At 63.3% G+C, this 18895-nt stretch carries 19 protein-coding genes and 2 tRNA genes; 11 read left to right on the top strand and 10 right to left on the bottom strand.

The window, feature by feature from the left end:
- Positions 1–26 precede the first annotated feature (26 nt).
- Both A9O65_RS04815 and hda read left to right on the top strand, forming a co-directional pair.
- Positions 27–1103: an AI-2E family transporter gene (locus A9O65_RS04815; RefSeq protein WP_064700349.1), complete on the top strand. Its 1077-nt coding sequence runs from the start codon at positions 27–29 to the stop codon at positions 1101–1103.
- Positions 1100–1801, top strand: a complete 702-nt coding sequence (gene hda / locus A9O65_RS04810) for a DnaA regulatory inactivator Hda (RefSeq protein WP_064700348.1) — start codon at positions 1100–1102, stop codon at positions 1799–1801. Before A9O65_RS04815 ends, hda begins: the two co-directional genes overlap by 4 nt.
- A 5-nt stretch (positions 1802–1806) precedes the next feature.
- On the opposite strand, the gene ehuB is transcribed toward hda, so the two are convergent.
- From ehuB to A9O65_RS04795, 3 genes are all read right to left on the bottom strand, one after another.
- Complete coding sequence (gene ehuB / locus A9O65_RS04805; protein ID WP_064700347.1) at positions 1807–2682, bottom strand: ectoine/hydroxyectoine ABC transporter substrate-binding protein EhuB; 876 nt, start codon at positions 2680–2682, stop codon at positions 1807–1809.
- A gap of 144 nt (positions 2683–2826) precedes the next feature.
- Positions 2827–3366: a hypothetical protein gene (locus A9O65_RS04800; protein WP_064701508.1), complete on the bottom strand. Its 540-nt coding sequence runs from the start codon at positions 3364–3366 to the stop codon at positions 2827–2829.
- 105 nt (positions 3367–3471) lie between these two features.
- Complete coding sequence (locus A9O65_RS04795; RefSeq protein WP_064701507.1) at positions 3472–3846, bottom strand: phasin family protein; 375 nt, start codon at positions 3844–3846, stop codon at positions 3472–3474.
- A 254-nt stretch (positions 3847–4100) separates the two neighbouring features.
- Between A9O65_RS04795 and A9O65_RS04790 the strand changes: the two genes are divergently transcribed.
- Positions 4101–5480: a class II fumarate hydratase gene (locus tag A9O65_RS04790; RefSeq protein ID WP_064700344.1), complete on the top strand. Its 1380-nt coding sequence runs from the start codon at positions 4101–4103 to the stop codon at positions 5478–5480.
- 82 nt (positions 5481–5562) lie between these two features.
- Here the strand turns inward: A9O65_RS04790 and A9O65_RS04785 are convergent, their stop codons facing one another.
- Entirely contained in the window at positions 5563–6627 is a 1065-nt protein-coding gene (locus tag A9O65_RS04785; protein WP_064700343.1) for an endonuclease/exonuclease/phosphatase family protein, read from the bottom strand.
- A gap of 245 nt (positions 6628–6872) precedes the next feature.
- Between A9O65_RS04785 and A9O65_RS04780 the strand changes: the two genes are divergently transcribed.
- The gene (locus A9O65_RS04780) at positions 6873–7469 is read left to right on the top strand and encodes a histidine phosphatase family protein (RefSeq protein WP_064701506.1); all 597 of its coding nucleotides are present in this window, start codon (positions 6873–6875) and stop codon (positions 7467–7469) included.
- A 45-nt stretch (positions 7470–7514) separates the two neighbouring features.
- Here the strand turns inward: A9O65_RS04780 and glpD are convergent, their stop codons facing one another.
- Both glpD and A9O65_RS04770 read right to left on the bottom strand, forming a co-directional pair.
- Positions 7515–9020, bottom strand: coding sequence for a glycerol-3-phosphate dehydrogenase (glpD, locus tag A9O65_RS04775; RefSeq protein WP_064701568.1), 1506 nt, complete (start codon positions 9018–9020; stop codon positions 7515–7517).
- Positions 9021–9218: 198 nt separating this feature from the next.
- Positions 9219–9977 carry a DeoR/GlpR family transcriptional regulator gene (locus A9O65_RS04770; RefSeq protein WP_064700341.1) on the bottom strand — a complete coding sequence of 253 codons (759 nt, stop codon included), beginning with the start codon at positions 9975–9977 and terminating at the stop codon, positions 9219–9221.
- Between the two features lie 223 nt (positions 9978–10200).
- On the opposite strand from A9O65_RS04770, the gene glpK reads away from it, so the two are divergent.
- The 3 genes from glpK to A9O65_RS04755 all read left to right on the top strand — a co-directional run bounded on the left by glpK (position 10201) and on the right by A9O65_RS04755 (position 12005).
- Positions 10201–11709 (top strand): glycerol kinase GlpK, encoded by a 1509-nt coding sequence (gene glpK / locus A9O65_RS04765; protein ID WP_064700340.1) that lies wholly within the window; start codon positions 10201–10203, stop codon positions 11707–11709.
- A gap of 107 nt (positions 11710–11816) precedes the next feature.
- A tRNA-Val gene (locus A9O65_RS04760) sits at positions 11817–11893 on the top strand.
- Between the two features lie 35 nt (positions 11894–11928).
- A tRNA-Val gene (locus tag A9O65_RS04755) sits at positions 11929–12005 on the top strand.
- Positions 12006–12151: 146 nt separating this feature from the next.
- On the opposite strand, the gene msrC is transcribed toward A9O65_RS04755, so the two are convergent.
- From msrC to A9O65_RS04735, 4 genes are all read right to left on the bottom strand, one after another.
- Positions 12152–12604: a free L-methionine (R)-S-oxide reductase MsrC gene (gene msrC / locus A9O65_RS04750; protein WP_064701505.1), complete on the bottom strand. Its 453-nt coding sequence runs from the start codon at positions 12602–12604 to the stop codon at positions 12152–12154.
- Positions 12605–12705: 101 nt separating this feature from the next.
- Complete coding sequence (locus A9O65_RS04745) at positions 12706–13494, bottom strand: MetQ/NlpA family ABC transporter substrate-binding protein (protein ID WP_064701504.1); 789 nt, start codon at positions 13492–13494, stop codon at positions 12706–12708.
- 100 nt (positions 13495–13594) lie between these two features.
- Entirely contained in the window at positions 13595–14248 is a 654-nt protein-coding gene (locus A9O65_RS04740; RefSeq protein ID WP_064700503.1) for a methionine ABC transporter permease, read from the bottom strand.
- Positions 14229–15287, bottom strand: a complete 1059-nt coding sequence (locus tag A9O65_RS04735) for a methionine ABC transporter ATP-binding protein (RefSeq protein ID WP_064700337.1) — start codon at positions 15285–15287, stop codon at positions 14229–14231. Before A9O65_RS04735 ends, A9O65_RS04740 begins: the two co-directional genes overlap by 20 nt.
- Positions 15288–15729: 442 nt before the next feature.
- Between A9O65_RS04735 and A9O65_RS04730 the strand changes: the two genes are divergently transcribed.
- The 4 genes from A9O65_RS04730 (at position 15730) to gpt (ending at position 18893) form a co-directional block, all read left to right on the top strand.
- On the top strand, positions 15730–16359 hold the full coding sequence (locus A9O65_RS04730) for a riboflavin synthase (RefSeq protein WP_064700336.1): 630 nt from the start codon (positions 15730–15732) through the stop codon (positions 16357–16359).
- Positions 16360–16533: 174 nt separating this feature from the next.
- Positions 16534–17838, top strand: a complete 1305-nt coding sequence (locus A9O65_RS04725) for an NCS2 family permease (protein WP_064700335.1) — start codon at positions 16534–16536, stop codon at positions 17836–17838.
- 22 nt (positions 17839–17860) lie between these two features.
- A complete protein-coding gene (locus tag A9O65_RS04720) occupies positions 17861–18406 on the top strand; it encodes an adenine phosphoribosyltransferase (protein WP_064700334.1) in 546 nt (181 codons plus the stop codon).
- A 7-nt stretch (positions 18407–18413) separates the two neighbouring features.
- The gene (gpt, locus tag A9O65_RS04715; RefSeq protein WP_064700333.1) at positions 18414–18893 is read left to right on the top strand and encodes a xanthine phosphoribosyltransferase; all 480 of its coding nucleotides are present in this window, start codon (positions 18414–18416) and stop codon (positions 18891–18893) included.
- Positions 18894–18895: the final 2 nt, after the last annotated feature.

The raw sequence follows: 18895 nt of genomic DNA, 5'->3' as shown, positions 1-18895 counted from the left end.
ACCGGGCATCGCACAGGGAGAGCAGGATGCGTAGACAAGGTTGGATAGCGGCCGTACTGGCGGCGCTGGGGTTATGGTTCCTGATCAGCATAGAACCGGTGTTGATGCCGTTTTTCGTCAGCATGGTGCTGGCCTATCTCGGTGACCCGCTGGCCGATCGGCTCGAGGAGAAGGGGCTGTCGCGACGACTGGCGGTATCGCTGGTGTTCTTGCTGCTGACGCTGATCATCGTCTTGAGCCTGTTGCTTGTCATCCCGGTCCTGGGCCGGCAGATAGGACAACTGATCGAGTCGTTGCCCGCCATTCTTGGCTGGGTGCAGAGCACGGTGGTGCCGCGCGTCCAGTCGATGACGGGGATGGATCTCAGCACGGACTTCGATCAGATGCGTCAGGCACTGGTCGACAACTGGAAGGAAACCGGCACCTTCGCTGCGACCTTGCTGGCCCAGGTGTCGAAGTCGGGACTGGCACTGGTCGCGATGGTCGGCAACCTGGCGTTGATTCCGGTGGTGACCTTCTACCTGCTGCTGGACTGGGATGACCTGGTGGCCAAGGTGCGCGGTTCGCTGCCGCGTCGCTGGGAGCCGACGGTGGTGCGACTGGCCGGGGAATGCGATGAAGTTCTCTCGGCCTTCCTGCGCGGGCAACTGATCGTCATGTTGTGCCTCGGGATTATCTATGCCATTGGCCTGACCTTGCTCGGCGTGAAGTTCGGGCTCTTGATCGGGCTGCTGTCGGGGCTTGCCAGTATCGTGCCCTATCTCGGCGTGATTGTCGGTATCTCGGTATCCGGCCTGGTCGCCTTCTTCCAGTCAGGCGAGATATGGATGCTGCTGGGCGTGGCGGCGGTCTTCGGCTTTGGCCAGTTCATCGAGAGCATCGTGCTGCAGCCCAAGCTGTTGGGTGACAAGATCGGCCTGCACCCGGTGGCGGTGATCTTCGCCGTGCTGGCCGGCGGCCAACTGTTCGGCTTCACCGGGGTGCTGGTGGCGCTGCCGGTGGCGGCCATGGTCATGGTGGTGTTGCGTTATCTGCACGATCGCTATAAAAACAGTGCGCTCTATGACGCGGACCACCGAGCTTCGAACGAGGAGTCGCCATGAGTCGAGCGCCCGCGCAGTTGCCCCTGGGCGTGGGGCTGCGAGACGATGCCACCTTCGCCAACTTTCATCCTGGCCCCAGCGCGACCCTGGTGGCCTGCCTGAAGCATCAGCTGGACGAGAGTGGCGAGCCGTTCCTCTACCTGTGGGGGAGCGATGGCGTGGGACGCAGCCATCTCCTGCAGGCGGCCTGCCATGCCGCTTCCGATCAGGACCGGCGGGCCCTCTATCTGCCACTCGAGGAGCTGGGGCACTTTCCGCCGTTGATGCTCGAGGAGGTGGAAAGGCTCGACCTGGTGGCCATCGATGATCTGGATCGGGTGGTTGGTCGCAAACGCTGGGAAGAGGCATTGTTCCATGCCTTCAATCGGCTGCGGGACGACGGGCGACGCCTGATCGTCGCCGCTTCGGTGCCCCCTCGGCAACTGGCGGTCACCTTACCCGATCTGGCATCCCGCCTGACCTGGGGAATGACGTTTCAGGTCCCCGGGCTCGATGACCAGGGGCGCCTCGACGCCCTGCGGTTGCGCGCTCGGGGGCGAGGCATGGAGCTGCCCGACGAGGTCGCCCGATACATCCTGCATCGTGGCCCCAGACGCCTGGATGCGTTGTTCGACGTCCTGGAAACCCTTGACCGAGCTTCGCTCTCGGCCCAGCGCAAGCTCACCATTCCTTTCGTCAAGCAGGCGCTGGGCTGGTAGCGCGCTCATGTCTCCTGGCGGCACAGCCACTCGGTCTCGAAGCGGAAGGCATTGAGGACGTCATCCTGGGTGAAACCGTGGCGCGTCAGGGTGTCTTCCCATTCCTGGGTATGACGATAGTCCGTGAGGGCGTCATCGAAGGCATCCCGCAACGTCTCGGCGTCGGTGGGGAAGGTGAACCCGCCCCAGCTCCGGACGATCTTGCCGTCTACCTTGGGATCCTCGAAGCCTTCCACCACCTCGACATCCGGACTCTGGCCACCGAGCTGACTGACCGTGAGGCCGGTGCCGGCATAGGCATCGGCGCGATCGGACAGCAGCGCTTCGATGGCGGCGTCGTTGGACGCGATGGTGGTCATCCGATCGTCGGGAACCTCGAGTGCCCGAAGGATATCGACCTGGGTCGCGCCCTGCAGAACGGCGACGCTGATGTCGTCACGACTGGCGAAGTCTTCGTAGCCGCGAATGTCGAGGGGATTGGTGGCCCTGACCAGCAGTCCTTCGCCATAGGAAGTGTTGGGCGCCGAGAACAGCACGCGTTCGCACCGTTCGGGACGAATGGCCATCTCGGCGGCGGCCATGTCGAAGCGTCCTTCCTCGAGGCCCGGTATCAGGTCGCCGAAGGACGTGGCGACCCACTCGATATCATCGATGCCGATTTCCTCGAGCACGTGGCGCGCCACCTCGGGGCCGGCGCCCTGGCCCTGACCTTCATCGTCCAGATAGCCGTAGGGCACCTCGTTGGCCACGGCGACACGGATGCTGCCCTGCTGGCGAAGTTCCTCCAGTGATGCGGCCAGGGCGGTCGGAGCCGCCAGGATCACTGCCAAGGGCACGGCCAGCCAGGCGAGGCGTGTGCTGTCGATGTCCTTTTCGTCCATTACCTACCTCCTCCGTTTGGCACCACCAGGCAGGGAGACATCGCTGGAATGCCTGCCAAGGCAGGCATTCCGAGTCTCCTGCGTGGCGTGAGACTCCTCTCACAGCGTAGATCGCTACCCTGGTGGCCGCCATCGGCGGTGGCGTTACCGGTTCAGTTGTATCTCGCGGTGTTGGCCATCACCCAGGCGTGTCTCGTGAATGATGACCTTGCGCTGGCCGCTCGAAGGGTCAACCAGGCTACCTGATACATAGAAGTGTCCGGAGGGCAGGCCGCGCAGCATGAAGTAGCCATTGCCATCGGTGCGGGTCGTGTGGGTATAGGCGCGGGCTCGTGGATCCGCCCGTTCCACCGCGCGGCCGGCCAGGGCCTGTTCGGCCGCTTCAGCGGAATAGGTGGTGACCGGCGCCGCCGAGACGGTCTCGCCGGCGCCGACCACGGTGCCGGAAGGGGTGTCGAGGGTCAGGCGACCACTGAGCGCGGCGTTGCCGGTTTTCTCGAGGGCGGCATACTCGTCCGCGGGAAAGTCGACCTGTCGCGGTACGCGACCAGTATCGGTAGCGGGCTTTTCGCTGATATCGGTGATGTCGACCGAGTCATCGCGCTGCGTGCCGCTCGATGGGGGAAGGGCCTGGCAGCCCGCGAGAACGGTGCCCAGTAGAAGGGGCAGAAGGATATGGCGCATGGCGTCTCTCTTTCTTTAGCATTGGCCCTGTGTGCCGCAAGAGCTTAACGCAAAAGGGCCACCGCCAGTAGCGGTGGCCCTTGGGGCGCCGTGTCGGAACGAGGATCAGGCCTTGCGGGTGGCCTTCTCGACGCTCTCGGAGGCTTGCTTGACGTTGGCGTCGGCCAGCTTCTGGCTTTGCTGGACGAAATCCTGCTGCAGGGAGACGACCTTTTCGGCGTCATTCTTGAAGCGTTCGGTCAACTCCTTGGCGACCTTCTGCTGGCCTTCCATGTAGGTACGCAGACCGTCGGCATCCTTGACGTCGAGCAGGGAACGCAGCTGGGCGATGCCGGTTTCGGTGTAGGCCTGGCTGGCATCCAGCTGAGCGCGCAGCAGCTTTTCGGTGTAGTCCACGGACAGCGACGCATAGGCGCGTGCCGGGCCGAAGAAGAGGGATTCGAATTGCTCGGTGAACTGTTGGGTATTGAAGTCGCGCATCGTCTGCACCCTCCTGGGGTCGGTCTTCGGTGAAGGCCTGGGCGATCCGCCGATGCCTTCTCGTTCATGTTGCAATGCACAATAGCAGGCGTTTTTGTGCGTCGCAACATGCCGAATGTAAAAAAATGCACGTGCGCAACGGCGCATCCCGGAGGAGAAGTGAACGATGCGATCAGGAATCGTTCATAAGCGCCTTGCAAGCTGACCGCGGCATCGCCATGGTGAGAGCAGGATATGCCGACGAGGAAGCGAAAATGAGCGACAAGCGTATCGAGCGTGACAGCATGGGCGAGCTGGAAGTGCCGGCCGAGGCCCTCTACGGCGCTCAGACTCAACGTGCGGTGAACAACTTCCCGGTCTCCGGGCAATCCATGCCGGCGGCCTTCATCCATGCCATCGCGCATATCAAGCGTGCTGCGGCCAGGGTCAACCATGACCTGGGGCTGCTCGATGGGCCGCGTGCCGAGGCCATCGTCAAGGCGGCCGAGGCGGTGATCGACGGACGGCATGACGATCAGTTTCCGGTGGATGTCTTCCAGACCGGCTCCGGGACCTCGAGCAACATGAACGTCAACGAGGTGATCGCTCACCTGGCCGCCGCCGAAGGTGTCGATGTCGGCCCCAATGATCACGTCAACATGGGACAGTCGAGCAACGACGTGATTCCGACAGCCCTGCACCTGTCGGCGGCGCTGGAGGTGACTCGCGAACTGCGCCCGGCACTGGTGCACCTGCGCGAAACGATCGACAGTCGGGCCGCCGAGCTCGATGAGGTGGTCAAGACCGGCCGCACCCACCTGATGGATGCCATGCCGCTGCGCATGAGCCAGGAACTCGGTGGGTGGTCGAGCCAAGTGGGGCAGGCCATCGAGCGAATCGACAGTGCCATGGCGCGGCTTTGCCGTCTGGCCCAGGGCGGCACGGCGGTGGGAACCGGTATCAACGCCCATCCCGAGTTCGCCGAGCGCATGGCCCGGGAACTCGGCCAGCGCACCGGGCTGACGCTGACGCCCAACGACAGCTTCTTTGCCAGCCTCGGTTCCCAGGATGCCGCGGTGGAGCTTTCCGGCCAGCTGCGAGGCCTGGCCTGTGTGGTGATGAAGATTGCCAACGACCTGCGCTGGATGAACTCCGGGCCATTGGCCGGTCTCGGCGAGATCGAGCTCGAGGCGTTGCAGCCGGGCAGCTCGATCATGCCGGGCAAGGTCAATCCGGTGATTCCCGAGTCGGCCGCCCAGGCCGCCGCCCAGGTCATCGGCCTGGATTCGGCGGTGACCGTGGCCGGCCAGAGCGGCAACTTCCAGCTCAATGTCATGCTGCCGCTGGTGGCCAACAACCTGCTCACCGCGATCACCCTGATGAGCAATACCTCGCGCCTGCTGGCCGATCGTGCCATTGCCACCTTCAAGGTGCGCGAGGATCAACTGCGCGAACCGCTCTCGCGCAATCCCATCCTGGTCACGGCATTGAACTCGGTGATTGGCTACAACGCTGCGGCGGCCATCGCCAAGCAGGCCTACCAGGCGGGGCGGCCGATCATCGAGGTTGCCGAGGAGCAGACCGAGCTGTCGCGCCAGGAGCTGGAGCGCCTGCTCGACCCGGCGGCCCTGACACGGGGTGGGATACCGGAATGACCGGGGCGCCCGGGAGCTTGAAGTCGTACGCTTGAAGCGGGAAGAAAAGCCCCTTGACCCGATGTTGTCGGGGGCATCCAGCTTATGTCTCCTGTTCCCTTTCCTTGCCTTCGCGGATCGTGGAGTGCGCTTCGTGGTGCTCGTCTCGGTCCGCCTCAGGTGTTTCATGTTCATCGGCTCGGGAGGGGCGATAGCAGAGCGTGGTGAGAATCGGGAAATGGTCCGAGCCGAACCCCGGCAGACGCCGCATGTCGCGTAGCGTGAAGTGTTCGCTGGAGAAGACATGATCGAGTGGCCAGCGCAGCAATGGATAATGTGCGTGGAAAGTGCTGAACATGCCGCGACCTCGGCGTGGATCGAGCATGCCGCTGATGCGACAGAAGAGCCGGGTCGTGCGTGACCAGGCCACGTCGTTGAGGTCGCCGGCCACGAGGGTCGGGGCGGGGGCATCGTGGATGCGCTTGCCGATCAGCAGCAGTTCGGCGTCACGCCACAGCGATTCCTCGCTTTCGTTGGGTGCCGGCGGTCGAGGATGCACGGCGTACAACTGGATGTCGTCCCCGCAGGGCAGGGTGACCCCGGTTGATATGGACGGAATGTCGTCCTGGATCAGCCGCTCGACCTGCGGTGAAACCAGGGGCAGTCGTGAATAGAGGTGCATGCCGTACAGGTTGTCCTGGGGAATGCGTACGGCGTGTGGCCATTGGTTGGCCAGGGCGGCATCGAGTTGACGGCCCCACCAGTCGTCTGACTCGAGGGTCAGGACGATATCCGGCTGATGCGCGTGAATGAGATCGACCAGCCCTTCGGCATTGCGATTGGGTGTCAGCACATTGGCGACCAGCAGACGAATGCAGCGATCGTCATGGCCGGGTTCGCTGCGCTGGACCTGCACGGGCCAAAGGCGTGTCCACGGCAATATGTAGCAGGCCTGGACCACGAGGGTGGCAAGGCTGCTTGCCACGATCATCCAGCGCCATGGTGCCTCGGTGAGAGGGGCGAGCAACAAGGTCAGCAGTGCCAGCGTGGCGATCTGTAGACGCGGAAACTCGCAGCTGCGTATCCACCACCAGTGAAACGGCAGTCGGGCAAGAATCGTGATTCCCAGAAGCAGGATGGCGAGGGTCGCGATGATGACGGACAGCACGGCACGTCCTCCATGTCGATGCCAGTGGTATAGCGGAGCATACCGCGGATAGTGCAGCGATGGGAGAGCCGGCCGCTGGTCCGTCGTGCGCGTCGCGGCAGGGTCTCACGCGACACGATCAAGGAGCGCGACATGGCATGCCTCGAGACTCGTTGGTATACAGACGCATGCGTTTCGGGAAGTGTGGTGATGATTCCTTCTCGAAAGACGTTTCAGTTTCTGCGTTTCAGGAGTGTATCGACTCGATGTCAGACACGTTATCGCTCGACCCGTCAGGTTGCCGCAATCGTTACCTGTTGATGCGTCACGGCCATAGCGAGGCCAATCGACAGGGGCGCATCATCAGTTCACCGGGGCAAGGCATCGCGTCTTTCGGGCTGTCGCCGCAAGGACGCAAGGAGGTGGACGATATCCTGGAGACTTGGCATTGGGAGGTGCCGACACATGTCGTGCATTCCGGTTTCCTGCGTACGACCCAGACGGCGGTCCGAGTGGCGGAGCACTTTGGTGTCACCGTGACGCCGAATCCCGGGCTGCGTGAGCGAGGGTTCGGGGAGCTCGAGGGGGAGGAGGACGCCCGCTATGCGGATGTCTGGGCCTGTGACGCCGTCGATGCGAGCCATGCGCGATTCGGCGTCGAGCCCGTCGAGGCGGTTGCCGCGCGCATGGTGGCGGTCGTGCGCGAGCTGGAGCGTCGCGCAGCAGGAGGCGTCGTGTTGCTGGTGAGCCATGGCGATCCGCTGCAGATCCTGTTGTCCGCCGTGGCGGGTTTCGATCTGCGACGTCACCGCGACCGGTCGCCGTTGCGACCCGCCGAGGTGGTGGCGTTGTTCGAGAGCTGAGCCAATCTCCTGGTATTGGCCTCAGCGACATTCTCGTCACCGCGCCTAGGCGATGGCAGTGAGTCGGTCGCGTGCCAGGTATTCCGCCAGGCGCTGCTGCTGGTCGGGCGTCAGCCGCAAGGCCAGCTTGGTGCGTCGCCAAAGGATGTCCTCTGGTCGACGTGCCCACTCATGCTCCACCAGGTAGTCGACTTCGGCGGCGGTCAGGCCGGCACCGAACGATTCCCCGAGATCCTCGATGCTACGCGCTCCATCCAGGAATGCCAGGCACAGGGTGCCGTAGCTGCGTGCGAAGCGCTGCGCCTGGGCCTTGCCCAGGAAGGGATAGTCGGTCTCGAGGCGTGCCGCGAAACTTGCCTGATCGTCGATGTCGCCACCGGGGAGCGCGGCGCTCTCCGTCCAGCTACCGCTCATCCCGGGAAAGTGCGGGGTGAGGGCATCGAGGGCCGCTTCGGCGAGCTTGCGATAAGTGGTGATCTTGCCGCCGAACACCGACAGCAGCGGTGCGCCGCTGCTGTCGTCCAGGTCCAGCGTATAGTCGCGGGTCATGGCGGAAGGATCTGCCGATTCGTCGTCGCACAGGGGGCGCACGCCGGAGAAGGTGCGCAGGACGTCCTGGCGCGTCAGGGGCGTGGCGAAGTGGTCGTTGACGACGTCGAGGAGATAATCGATTTCTTCCTCGCTGGCCTCGACCCGGGACGGGTCGCCCTGATAGCGACGATCCGTGGTGCCGATCAGGCTGAAATCCTCCTCGTAGGGCAAAACGAAGACGATGCGCTGGTCGGTGTTCTGCAGGATGAAGGCTCGCTCGTCGGCGTTGCGGCGCGGCACGATCAGGTGGCTACCCTGGATCATGCGAACGCCGTAGCGCGAGACTCGTCCCGCCTGGCCGCGCACCACACTGTCAACCCAGGGGCCGGCGGCATTGACCAGGGCTCGGGCGTAGCGAGTGAAGCGTCGACCGGTATCGCCGTCTTCCAGCTCGATCTCCCAGTGGTCGCGATGGTCCCGCGCGGCGACACAGCGTGTTCTGACCATGATGCCGGCACCATGGCGCTGGGCATGCATGGCATTTTGCACCACCAGTCGAGCGTCGTCGACCCAGCAGTCCGAGTATTCGAAGCCTCGGCGGATGTCTGGCTTCAGGCCCAGTGATGACGACAGGCGAATCCCCCGGGAGCCGGAGAGTCTCTGGCGCTTGCCGAGATGATCGTAGAGGAACAGACCGGCCCGCAGCATCCAGGCGGGCCGCAGATGTGCGCGATGCGGCAGCACGAAGCGCAGGGGGCGGATGATGTGCGGCGCCTTGGCGAGCAGCACTTCGCGCTCGCGCAACGCTTCCCTGACGAGTCGGAATTCGTGGTGTTCAAGATAGCGCAGGCCGCCGTGGATCAGCTTGCTGCTGGCCGAGGAAGTGGCGCTGGCCAGGTCGGCCTGTTCGCATAGCGCGACCGAAAGGCCGCGACCGGCGGCGTCGGCTGCGATACCGGTGCCGTTGATGCCGCCGCCGATCACGAAAAGATCCAGGATGTGGTCCTTGGAAGTGCTCATCGCACAAGCTCCGACCGGCGAGCTGCCGGGTTCGTAGGTGAACATGATGTGTTTGAAAACGAAAATATAACAATCGAATTCGAACATCAAGCCGGCCCGCTCATTCAAGTGGGCGTGACGCGGGGCTGGGTGGAGTGGCGTTGAGCGATGCGGCGAAGGAGGGCGGCGCCGGCAGCACAAGCGCCACGGATCGTGGGATCAGGCCAGGTAGAGTGTCACGTCGTGCTGCGTCAATAGCCGCTTGATGCTCTCCGGGGGCTCGCGATCGGTGAACAGTGCGTCGAGTTGGGCGAGGTTGCCCTGGCGTACCACGGGATTGCGCTGAAACTTGGAGTGATCGGCGGCCAGGAAGACCTGACGGGAATTGTGGATGATGGCCTGGGCGACTCGGACTTCCTGATAGTCGAACTCGAGCAATGAGCCGTCTTCGTCGATGCCACTGATGCCGATAATGCCGTAGTCGACCTTGAACTGATTGATGAAGTCGATGGTGGCCTCGCCGATGATGCCGCCATCCCGGGAGCGTATCTGGCCGCCGGCGATGATGACGTTGAAGTCCTCCTTGTGCTGCAGGATGGCCGCGACATTGAGGTTGTTGGTGATGACCTCCAGGCCGTGATGATGCAATAGTGCCTCGGCGATGACCTCGTTGCTGGTGCCGATGTTGATGAACAGCGAGGCATGGTCGGGAATCTGCCGGGCGAGCAGGGCAGCGATGCGTTGCTTGGCTTCCAGATTGAGTGTCTTGCGGGTCGAATAGGCGGTGTTGACCGTACTCGATTCAAGCCCGGCGCCGCCATGCACGCGGCGAATGCGGCCCTCGCTCGAGAGCTGGTTGAGGTCGCGACGTATGGTCTGCGGCGTGACCGCGAAATGCTCGGTGAGCTGCTCGATACTGGCGTAGCCCTGGCGTCCTACCAGTTCGAGAATGCTGGCCTGGCGTTGTTGTTGATTCATGGCGACTCCTTGGATGTCGACGATTCTACTGCATCGGTGGCGGTGATGCAGTGAGTCGCCGGTATGCGCCGAAGGTCGTAGTCATCACGGCCTTTCTCCAATTGAGTGGGCAAGGCCACTGGAGTAGGCTTTATGATCGTAAACGAACATTGACGTTGCAAAACGAAATTGGCCGATCAGGAAGCGCTGAAAGCTGCGCTTCTTACAACGACAGGACGCTTTCATGGCTTCTCATCTGCTCGCCATCGATCAGGGCACCACCAGTTCCCGCGCCATTCTCTTTGATCGCGAGGGCCATGTCGCCGTTACCGCCCAGCGAGAGTTCCCCCAGCAGTTTCCCGAGGATGGTTGGGTCGAGCACGACCCCGAGGCGATCTGGGAAACGGTGGTCGCCACTTGCCGGGAGGCCATCGACAACGCGGATATCGGCATCGGTGACATTCTCGGCATCGGCATCACCAACCAGCGAGAAACCACCCTGGTATGGGACCGTGTCACCGGCGAGCCGCTTTACAATGCCATCGTCTGGCAGGACAGGCGTACTGCCGAAACCTGTGAGCGGCTTCGTGAGGCGGGGCATACCGAGCTGGTGCAATCGCGCACCGGCCTGTTGATCGATCCCTACTTCTCGGCCACCAAGCTGGCCTGGATCCTGGATAACGTGCCTGATGCCCGGGAGCGTGCCGAGCGGGGCGAGCTGGCCTTCGGCACCGTCGATACCTTTCTCATCTGGCGCTTGACCGGTGGACGGGTGCATGCCACGGATGCCACCAATGCGTCGCGTACCGCCTTGTTCAATATCCATGAGCAGCGCTGGGATCCATCGCTGCTCGAGCTCTTTGGCATTCCCGAAAGCCTGTTGCCGGAGGTCAGGGATTCCAGTGATGACTTCGGCCATGCCGATGCCGAATGGCTGGGGGGAGAGCTGCCCATCGCGGGCGTGGCGGGCGACCAGCAGGCGGCGCTGGTCGGGCAGGCCTGCTTTGCGCCGGGCATGGGCAAGAGCACCTATGGCACCGGCTGCTTCATGATCGTCAACACCGGTCATGAGGCGGGTGTGTCGCGCAACCGACTGCTGACGACGGTCGGGTACCGCCTGAATGGCGTGACGACCTACGCCATGGAAGGCAGCATCTTCGTCGCCGGGGCCACCGTGCAGTGGTTGCGAGACGGCTTGCAGCTGTTCGCCGATGCCGCCGAGACCGAGGCGCTGGCGCGCAAGACGCGCCGTGGGCACAGCGTCTATCTGGTGCCGGCCTTTACCGGGCTAGGGGCGCCGTACTGGGATCCCAAGGCACGCGGCGCCATCTTCGGCCTGACCCGCGACACCGGCATCGCCGAGATCGTCGCCGCCGGCCTGCAGGCGGTCTGTTACCAGACCCGGGATCTGCAGATGTGCATCAATGACGACATGACGGCCGCGCCGGGAACCCTGAGAGTCGATGGCGGCATGGTGGCCAACAACTGGGTGATGCAGTTTCTGGCCGACATGCTGGGCGTGAGGGTCGATCGGCCCACGGTGCTGGAGACCACGGCCCTGGGGGCCGCCTATCTGGCGGGGCTGAAGCTCGGTTGGTATCAGGACCTCGAAGAGATCGCCGGTCTATGGCGTTGCGAGCGAAGCTTCGAGCCGGAGATGCCGGAAGAGGAGCGCAGCCGACTCTATGCCGGTTGGCTGGAAGCGGTGGAGAGGGTGCGTTCGGCACCTTCGGCGCATGACCCAAGTCACTGATCCTCGGGCCGTTGAAGGAATCGGCTCGTGACAATCGGGGGTTGCATTTCGGCTCGGGATGCGTAGAATACGCATCCGTTGTCGAGGCGAACATCGCCGAGGGACGTAGGACCATAGCTCAGTTGGTTAGAGCGCCACGTTGACATCGTGGAGGTCGGCGGTTCAAATCCGCCTGGTCCTACCAAGATATTGCTTCCCATCTCGGCACGCCTTCGATAGAGGACCATAGCTCAGTTGGTTAGAGCGCCACGTTGACATCGTGGAGGTCGGCGGTTCAAATCCGCCTGGTCCTACCAGATCCCGAAAGCCCCATGGTCTTCTTGCCGTGGGGCTTTTTCGTGTGCGCCCGGTGTCCGGGAGTCGGTTGCTTGTGAGGCGAATCGTACAAGGCTGCGACGGCTGGCGTCAGGCCCCGACGTCGTGGCTGGCGCCGGGGAGAGTGTCAGAAGGTCGTGCGGGCGATGAATATCTCGACCAGTGATTCGATGCCGGCCTGGTCGGCCTCGGAGAAGCGATTGCGTTCGGGACTGTCGAGGTCGAGTACGCCCCACAGGCGATCATCGACGACGACAGGCACGACCAGCTCGGCCTGGGAGGCGCTGTCGCAGGCGATGTGGTCGGCGATGGCGTGGACGTCGTCGATGCGCTGGGTCTGGCGGGTCCGGGCTGTCGCGCCGCATACGCCCTTGTCGAAGGGAATGGGGTGGCAGGCCGGCTTGCCCTGGAAGGGCCCTAAATGGAGCATGTTCGGCTGGCGTTGGAGATAGAAGCCCGCCCAGTTGAGAGCGGGGATTTCCTGCATGAGCAGTGCGCAGGTCTGGGCGCTGTTGGTCAGCCAGTCGGGAGTATCCAGCAAGGCATCCAGCTGTCGGCCGAGCAGGGTGTAGTCGGTCATGGTCTCTCCTTACAACGCGAGGGGCCGGCACAGCGGCCGGCCCCGACATTCCGATGCTTCGATGATCCGGACGGGCACCAGGGGTGCCCGTCCGTCTCTGTTCATTTCCAGCCAGGTACCGCCTGGGCGCCGAACAGTTCCTCGGCCTTGGCTTCCACTTCGTCGCTCTGGTAGGCATCGACCAGCTGCTGGATGCTTTCCTTGTCCTCGTCGCCGGCACGTACGGCGATGATGTTGACGTAGGGCGACTCTGCGCCTTCCTTGAGCAAGGCGTCGTCCAGGGTCAGGCCTGCCGGCTGCGCGAAGGTGTTGTTGATGAAGGCCATGTCGACATCGGGCAGCACGCGGGGCAGCTGGGCGGCCTCGATCTCGCGGAACTCGAAACCATGGGGGTTTTCAACCACATCCAGCGGCGTGGCTTCGAGGTTTTCCGGATCATCCAGCGTGATCAGCCCCTCGTTGTGCAGCAGGATGAGGGAGCGCCCCTCGTTGGACGGGTCGTTGGGCAGGGCGATGGTCGCGCCATCCGGCAGTGCCTCGATGCTGTCGTACTTCTCGGAATAGGCGCCGATCGGGTACACGAAGGTGCGGCCGGCGATGGCGAAGTCATAGCCGCGGTCTTCGACCATCGACTGCATGTAGGGCTCGTGCTGATAGGCGTTGGCGTCCAGGCTGCCGTCGGCCAGGGCGGCATTGGGGGTCACATAGTCGGTGAACTCTATGATCTCGACGTTCAGGCCGTGCTCGCGCTCGGCGATATCCGCGGCGACTTGCATGACCTCGGTTTCCGGGCCGGCGACGGTGCCGACCTTGAGGGTCTGCTCATCGGCATTGGCTTGGCCGAAGGCCAGGACGGAGGCGGCCAGGCCGCCGATCAGGATGTTGCGCATATGTGATGTCTCCCTTCGAGGAAATCATGAGCTCATGGTTATGTTATTGGAATAACCAGGGTATGTGTAATTCTTTTTGGTTATCAGCGTCCGTGGTACATCATTTGTGGTCGCTCTTGCGTACCAGGTAGTCGCCGAGGCTCTGAAAACCTTGGACCATGATCACCAGGATTGCCACGGTGATCAGCATGATGGTGGGGTTGAAGCGGTTGTAGCCATAGCGAATGCCCAGGTCGCCCAGGCCGCCGCCGCCCACCGCGCCGGCCATGGCAGAGTAGCTGACCAGGGTGACGATGGTCACCGTCAGGGCGGTGAAGATGCCTCCTCGCGCCTCGGGCAGCAGTACCTTGGTGATGATCTGCCAGGGCGTGGCGCCCATGGATTGGGCGGCCTCGACGAGCCCGGGGGATATCTCATTCAGCGCCCCTTCCACCAGTCGGGCAATGAAGGGAATGGCGGCGATGGTCAGCGGAACGGCAGCCGCGTTGGTGCCGATAGAAGAACCGACCAGGGCGCGGGTGAACGGAATGATGGCCACCATCAGGATGATGAAAGGAATCGAGCGTCCGATGTTGGTGATGATGCCGAGCACGCTGTTGAGCACGGGCTGGGCGAGGATCTGGCGCGGCCGGGTGACATAGAGCATCACGCCCAGCGGGATGCCGAGCGCCGCGGCGATCAGGCCGGATACCGCGACCATGTAGAGGGTATCCAGGGTGGCCCCGAGGATCAGGTTAATCATCGCGCTGGACATGGCCGAGCACCTCCACTTGCAGATCGTGGTTTCGCAAATAGTCGAGGGCGCGGCGCGTATCGTGCGCATCGCCCATCAGTTCGGCAATCATCAGGCCCAGGGTGCGGTCCTGGATCGATTCGACCTTGGCCTGGAGGATGCTGACATCGACACCGCATTCCCGAGCCAGGCGCGAGACGAGCGGGGTGGAGACGGCATCGCCGGAGAACGCCAGGCGCACGACCGGGTGGCTGTGCTCGCCCGGCGTCTCCTCGAGGCGTTCGATGAGCGCGGCGGGCGGCTCGAGTTCGAGGAAGTCGTTGAGAAAGTCGCGTCCCAGCTGGGTGGTCGGCGAGGTGAAGAAGTCGCCGACATCGGCTTCCTCAACCAGCTCGCCGTCGGAGATCAGGCTGACCCGGTGGCAGATCGACTTGACCACCTCCATCTCGTGAGTGATCAGCAGGATGGTCAGACCGAGCTTCTGGTTGATGTCGCGCAGTAGCTCGAGAATGGCGCCCGTGGTGTGGGGATCGAGCGCTGAGGTGGCCTCATCGCAGAGCAGCACCCGTGGACGGCTGGCCAGGGCGCGGGCGATGGCCACGCGCTGTTTCTGGCCGCCGGAGAGCTGGGCCGGATACTGGCGCGCCTTGTCGTCCAGGCCGACCAGTTCGAGCAGCGGTGTGATCCGTTCGCGAATGTCGCCACGCTTCATGCCCATGAGTTCCAGGGGGAGGGCAATGTTGTCGTATACGGTGCGCGAGGTCAGCAGGTTGAAATGCTGGAAGATCATGCCGATGCGATGGCGTGCCTGATTGAGAGCTTCGCCGGACAGCCCGGTGAGCTCCTGGCCATCCACGGTCACCGTGCCGGTGGTAGGGCGCTCGAGGAGGTTGACGCAACGAATCAGGGTCGACTTGCCGGCCCCGGAGAGGCCGATCACGCCATGGATCTGTCCCTGGGGGACATGCAGGTCGACCGCCTTGAGGGCTTCGATACCTCGGGCGTTGCGGCGCTTGCTCGTGGGAAAATAGGTCTTGGAAACGTTCTGCAGTCGGATCATCTGGCCACCAGGCGGTGGCGCCGCAGGGTCGCGGAGCGGGCGGGCAGGTTCGGGAGGCCAAAAAAAGGCCACCCTGACGGGTGGCCATCAACGCTGGACACACCCTTTTAGCTGCATTTCACAACGCGCCGGACATGCCGCCGCGACGTCGGCGCCCGCAATCCGGGTACAAATCGGCGCCTACGAAATGTAGCGCGAAATCCTAGGTGTCATACGGGTGTTTGTCAATCGCTTTGGACGACTCTGGTGGCGATGCTGCCTTGATACAGCAAAAAAGGACTATGCGTCGCTCAGGTGCAGTAATATTTATGGCATCACGGCGACAGCCAGGTGCCGCGGCGGTAGCTGGCGCAAGCTGGTGACGTGGACGCCGGCTGGCTGGTTTTCATAGACTGGTTACCTTTTCGCCGTTCGGCATTGGCTCAATCAATGGGGATTCGTCATGTTCACGGGTATCGTCCAGGGAACCGCCGAGGTGGTGGTCATCAAGGAGGCCGAGGCTTTTCGCACACATGTGCTGTGGTTGCCGGAGGCGCTGTGCGAGGGGTTGGAGATCGGCGCCTCGGTGGCGCACAACGGTGCTTGCCTGACGGTTACCTCCATCGATGGGAGGCGTGTCGGCTTCGACCTGATGCGCGAGACGCTGAGAGTCACCAATCTGGGGGATCTTGAGGTCGGGGATCGCGTCAATATCGAGCGTGCAGCGCGTTTCGGCGATGAGATCGGCGGTCATGCCATGTCGGGTCACGTCATGGGGACGGCCGAGCTGGTGGACGTCGAGCAGGCGCCCAACAATCGGCGGCTCTGGTTCGAGCCGCCCGAGCGGCTGGCGCGCTTCCTGTTCGACAAGGGGTACGTCGGCCTGGACGGGGCCAGCCTGACCATCGGCGAGGTGCGACCTGGCACCGAGGGGCGCGGAACGCGTTTCTGCGTGGACCTGATCCCCGAGACGCTGGCGCGCACCGTGTTTGCCGACCGTGTTCCGGGAGATCGCGTCAATCTCGAGATCGATCCCCAGACCCAGGCGATCGTCGAGACGGTCGAGCGAGTGATGGCCGAGCGTGTCGACTGAGCCGTTCAGCCCGCGTTGGTGACCGGAGTGGCGCTCTGAACCGGGAGCCGCTTATATAGACAGTCATGTGCCGTGCCGGCGGGGTGGTGTCTCGCATCCCGGAGCGCCATCCGCTACCATGTGCGGCTTTTCTCGCACCCCGGACGCATGACGTCCCCGCGCAGGATGTTCCCCATGTTGAAACGTCTGATCGATGACCATTTCAAGCTTGCCGAGCATGGCACGAATGTGAAGACCGAGGTGATCGCCGGTATCACCACTTTCCTGACCATGGCCTACATCATCTTCGTCAATCCGAGCATCCTCTCGGAATCGGGGATGGACTATGGCGCGGTGTTCGTGGCGACCTGCGTGGCGGCGGCCATCGGGTGTCTGATCATGGGGCTGTGGGCCAACTATCCGATCGCCCAGGCGCCGGGCATGGGGCTCAACGCCTTTTTCACCTATGGCGTCGTGATGGGCATGGGCTACAGCTGGGAGACCGCGCTAGGGGCGGTGTTCCTGTCCGGCTTCACTTTCTTTCTGCTCAGCATCTTTCGTATCCGCGAGTGGATCATCAACTCGATCCCCATGTCGCTGCGGCTCGGCATCGCCGCGGGCATCGGCCTGTTCCTGGCGATGATCGCCCTGAAGAATGCCGGTATCGTGGTCGCCAACGAGGCCACCTACGTGGCCCTGGGCGATCTTTCGGCACCTTCGGCCCTCTATGCGCTGCTCGGCTTCTTCGTGATCACGGCCCTGGCATACCTGCGTGTGACCGGCGCGGTCATGATCGGCATCCTCGGCGTGACCCTCCTGGCCATCCTGCTGGGGCATAACGAGTTCGGCGGCGTGATGTCCATGCCGCCGTCCATCGCGCCGACTCTGATGTCGCTGGATATTGCCGGCGCTCTGGACGTGGCGATGTTCAGCGTGATCTTCGCCTTTCTGTTCGTCGATCTGTTCGATACGTCCGGCACTCTGGTCGGGGTGGCGCATCGTGGAGGATTGCTCGACGAGAACGGCAAACTGCCTCGCATCGGGCGTGCCATGATGGCCGACAGCACCGCGTCCATGGCGGGTGCCGTGCTGGGAACCTCGACCACGACCAGCTACATCGAATCCACGGCCGGCATTGCCTCCGGCGGCCGTACCGGGCTCACCGCCGTGGTGGTGGCCGCGCTCTTTCTGATCAGCCTGTTCTTCTCGCCGCTGGCCGGCTCGATTCCTGCCTATGCCACGGCCGGTGCACTGCTTTACGTGGCAGTGTTGATGGCCGGCAGCCTGGCCCACGCCGATTGGGACGACGCCACCGAGGCGGCCCCGGTGCTGATCGCTGCACTGGCCATGCCGCTGACTTTCTCGATTGCCGAGGGCATCGCGCTTGGCTTCATCAGCTTTGTGGCCATCAAGGCGCTTTCAGGGCGTTTCAAGGACCTGAACCCTGCTGTGGTGGTGCTGGCGCTGATCTTCGCTGCCAAGTTCCTGTTCCTCGACTGACACTTACTGACTGAGATTCGTGATGAGCATCTACGGCGACTACATCAAGTCCGTGATCCGTACCGTCCCCGATTGGCCTCAGCCTGGGGTCAACTTTCGCGATATCACGCCGCTTCTGCAGAACAGTGCGGCGTTTCGCAAGTTGATAGACAGCTTCGTGCACCGCTATCAGGAGATGGACCTCGATGCCATCGCCGCGATTGATGCGCGAGGCTTCATCGTCGGCGCGCCCCTGGCGTATGAGTTGGGCTGCAGTTTCGTGCCGGTACGCAAGAAGGGTAAGCTGCCGTTCAAGACCATCAGCGAAACCTACACGCTGGAATACGGCGAAGCCGAGGTGGAGCTGCATTCCGATGCCTTCCGCGAGGGGGATCGCATTCTGGTGGTGGATGACCTGATCGCCACCGGCGGCACCATGCTGGCCGCGGCCAAGTTGATCTCCCGCAGTGGCGGCCTGGTGGTCGAGACCTCGACGATCGTCGACCTGCCGGACCTGGGCGGTGCCCAGCGGATCCGCGATGCGGGATTCGGCGTCTTCGCGGTCTGTTCCTTCACCGAGGACGAGTGAGCCGCTCATGAGTACCCATCGTTATCATCAGCATTTCACCGTGTCCTGGGATCAGTTGCACCGGGATGTGCGTGAACTCTGTCATCGGCTCGTCGAGCGCGATTTCAAGGGCATCGTCGCCATCACCCGGGGCGGGTTGATTCCCGCCGCGCTGTTCGCACGAGAACTCAACGTGCGTTTGATCGACACGGTGTGCATCAAGAGCTACGACCACATGGAGCAGGGCGGCCTGGACGTCATGAAAGGCGTCGAGCATGATGGAGATGGCTGGCTGCTCGTCGATGACCTGGTCGATACCGGCAAGACGGCGCGGCGGGTCCGCGAGATGTTGCCCAAGGCACACTTCGTGACGGTCTATGCCAAGCCCGAAGGGCGCCCCCTGGTGGACCAGTACCTGACCGAGGTCGCGCAGGACTGCTGGATTCAGTTCCCTTGGGACATGGGCGTGGCCTATGTCGAACCCCTGGCGGATCAGATCAAGCGGTGACC

This window comes from Halomonas caseinilytica (genome assembly GCF_001662305.1).
Taxonomy (GTDB): Bacteria; Pseudomonadota; Gammaproteobacteria; order Pseudomonadales; family Halomonadaceae; genus Halomonas; species Halomonas caseinilytica.
This window is presented reverse-complemented; position numbering and strand designations above follow the sequence as displayed.

What these genes read in the sequence shown, in the direction of transcription:
- A9O65_RS04795 (WP_064701507.1), bottom strand. Translation starts at nt 3,846, where the DNA reads ATGCGCGACTTCAATACCCAACAGTTCACCGAGCAATTCGAATCCCTC.
- A9O65_RS04720 (WP_064700334.1), top strand. Translation starts at nt 17,861, where the DNA reads ATGAGCATCTACGGCGACTACATCAAGTCCGTGATCCGTACCGTCCCC.
- A9O65_RS04745 (WP_064701504.1), bottom strand. Translation starts at nt 13,494, where the DNA reads ATGCGCAACATCCTGATCGGCGGCCTGGCCGCCTCCGTCCTGGCCTTC.
- A9O65_RS04780 (WP_064701506.1), top strand. Translation starts at nt 6,873, where the DNA reads ATGTCAGACACGTTATCGCTCGACCCGTCAGGTTGCCGCAATCGTTAC.
- A9O65_RS04815 (WP_064700349.1), top strand. Translation starts at nt 27, where the DNA reads ATGCGTAGACAAGGTTGGATAGCGGCCGTACTGGCGGCGCTGGGGTTA.
- gpt (WP_064700333.1), top strand. Translation starts at nt 18,414, where the DNA reads ATGAGTACCCATCGTTATCATCAGCATTTCACCGTGTCCTGGGATCAG.
- glpD (WP_064701568.1), bottom strand. Translation starts at nt 9,020, where the DNA reads ATGAGCACTTCCAAGGACCACATCCTGGATCTTTTCGTGATCGGCGGC.
- A9O65_RS04740 (WP_064700503.1), bottom strand. Translation starts at nt 14,248, where the DNA reads ATGTCCAGCGCGATGATTAACCTGATCCTCGGGGCCACCCTGGATACC.
- ehuB (WP_064700347.1), bottom strand. Translation starts at nt 2,682, where the DNA reads ATGGACGAAAAGGACATCGACAGCACACGCCTCGCCTGGCTGGCCGTG.
- hda (WP_064700348.1), top strand. Translation starts at nt 1,100, where the DNA reads ATGAGTCGAGCGCCCGCGCAGTTGCCCCTGGGCGTGGGGCTGCGAGAC.
- A9O65_RS04770 (WP_064700341.1), bottom strand. Translation starts at nt 9,977, where the DNA reads ATGAATCAACAACAACGCCAGGCCAGCATTCTCGAACTGGTAGGACGC.
- A9O65_RS04730 (WP_064700336.1), top strand. Translation starts at nt 15,730, where the DNA reads ATGTTCACGGGTATCGTCCAGGGAACCGCCGAGGTGGTGGTCATCAAG.
- A9O65_RS04790 (WP_064700344.1), top strand. Translation starts at nt 4,101, where the DNA reads ATGAGCGACAAGCGTATCGAGCGTGACAGCATGGGCGAGCTGGAAGTG.
- A9O65_RS04800 (WP_064701508.1), bottom strand. Translation starts at nt 3,366, where the DNA reads ATGCGCCATATCCTTCTGCCCCTTCTACTGGGCACCGTTCTCGCGGGC.
- A9O65_RS04725 (WP_064700335.1), top strand. Translation starts at nt 16,534, where the DNA reads ATGTTGAAACGTCTGATCGATGACCATTTCAAGCTTGCCGAGCATGGC.
- A9O65_RS04735 (WP_064700337.1), bottom strand. Translation starts at nt 15,287, where the DNA reads ATGATCCGACTGCAGAACGTTTCCAAGACCTATTTTCCCACGAGCAAG.
- glpK (WP_064700340.1), top strand. Translation starts at nt 10,201, where the DNA reads ATGGCTTCTCATCTGCTCGCCATCGATCAGGGCACCACCAGTTCCCGC.
- msrC (WP_064701505.1), bottom strand. Translation starts at nt 12,604, where the DNA reads ATGACCGACTACACCCTGCTCGGCCGACAGCTGGATGCCTTGCTGGAT.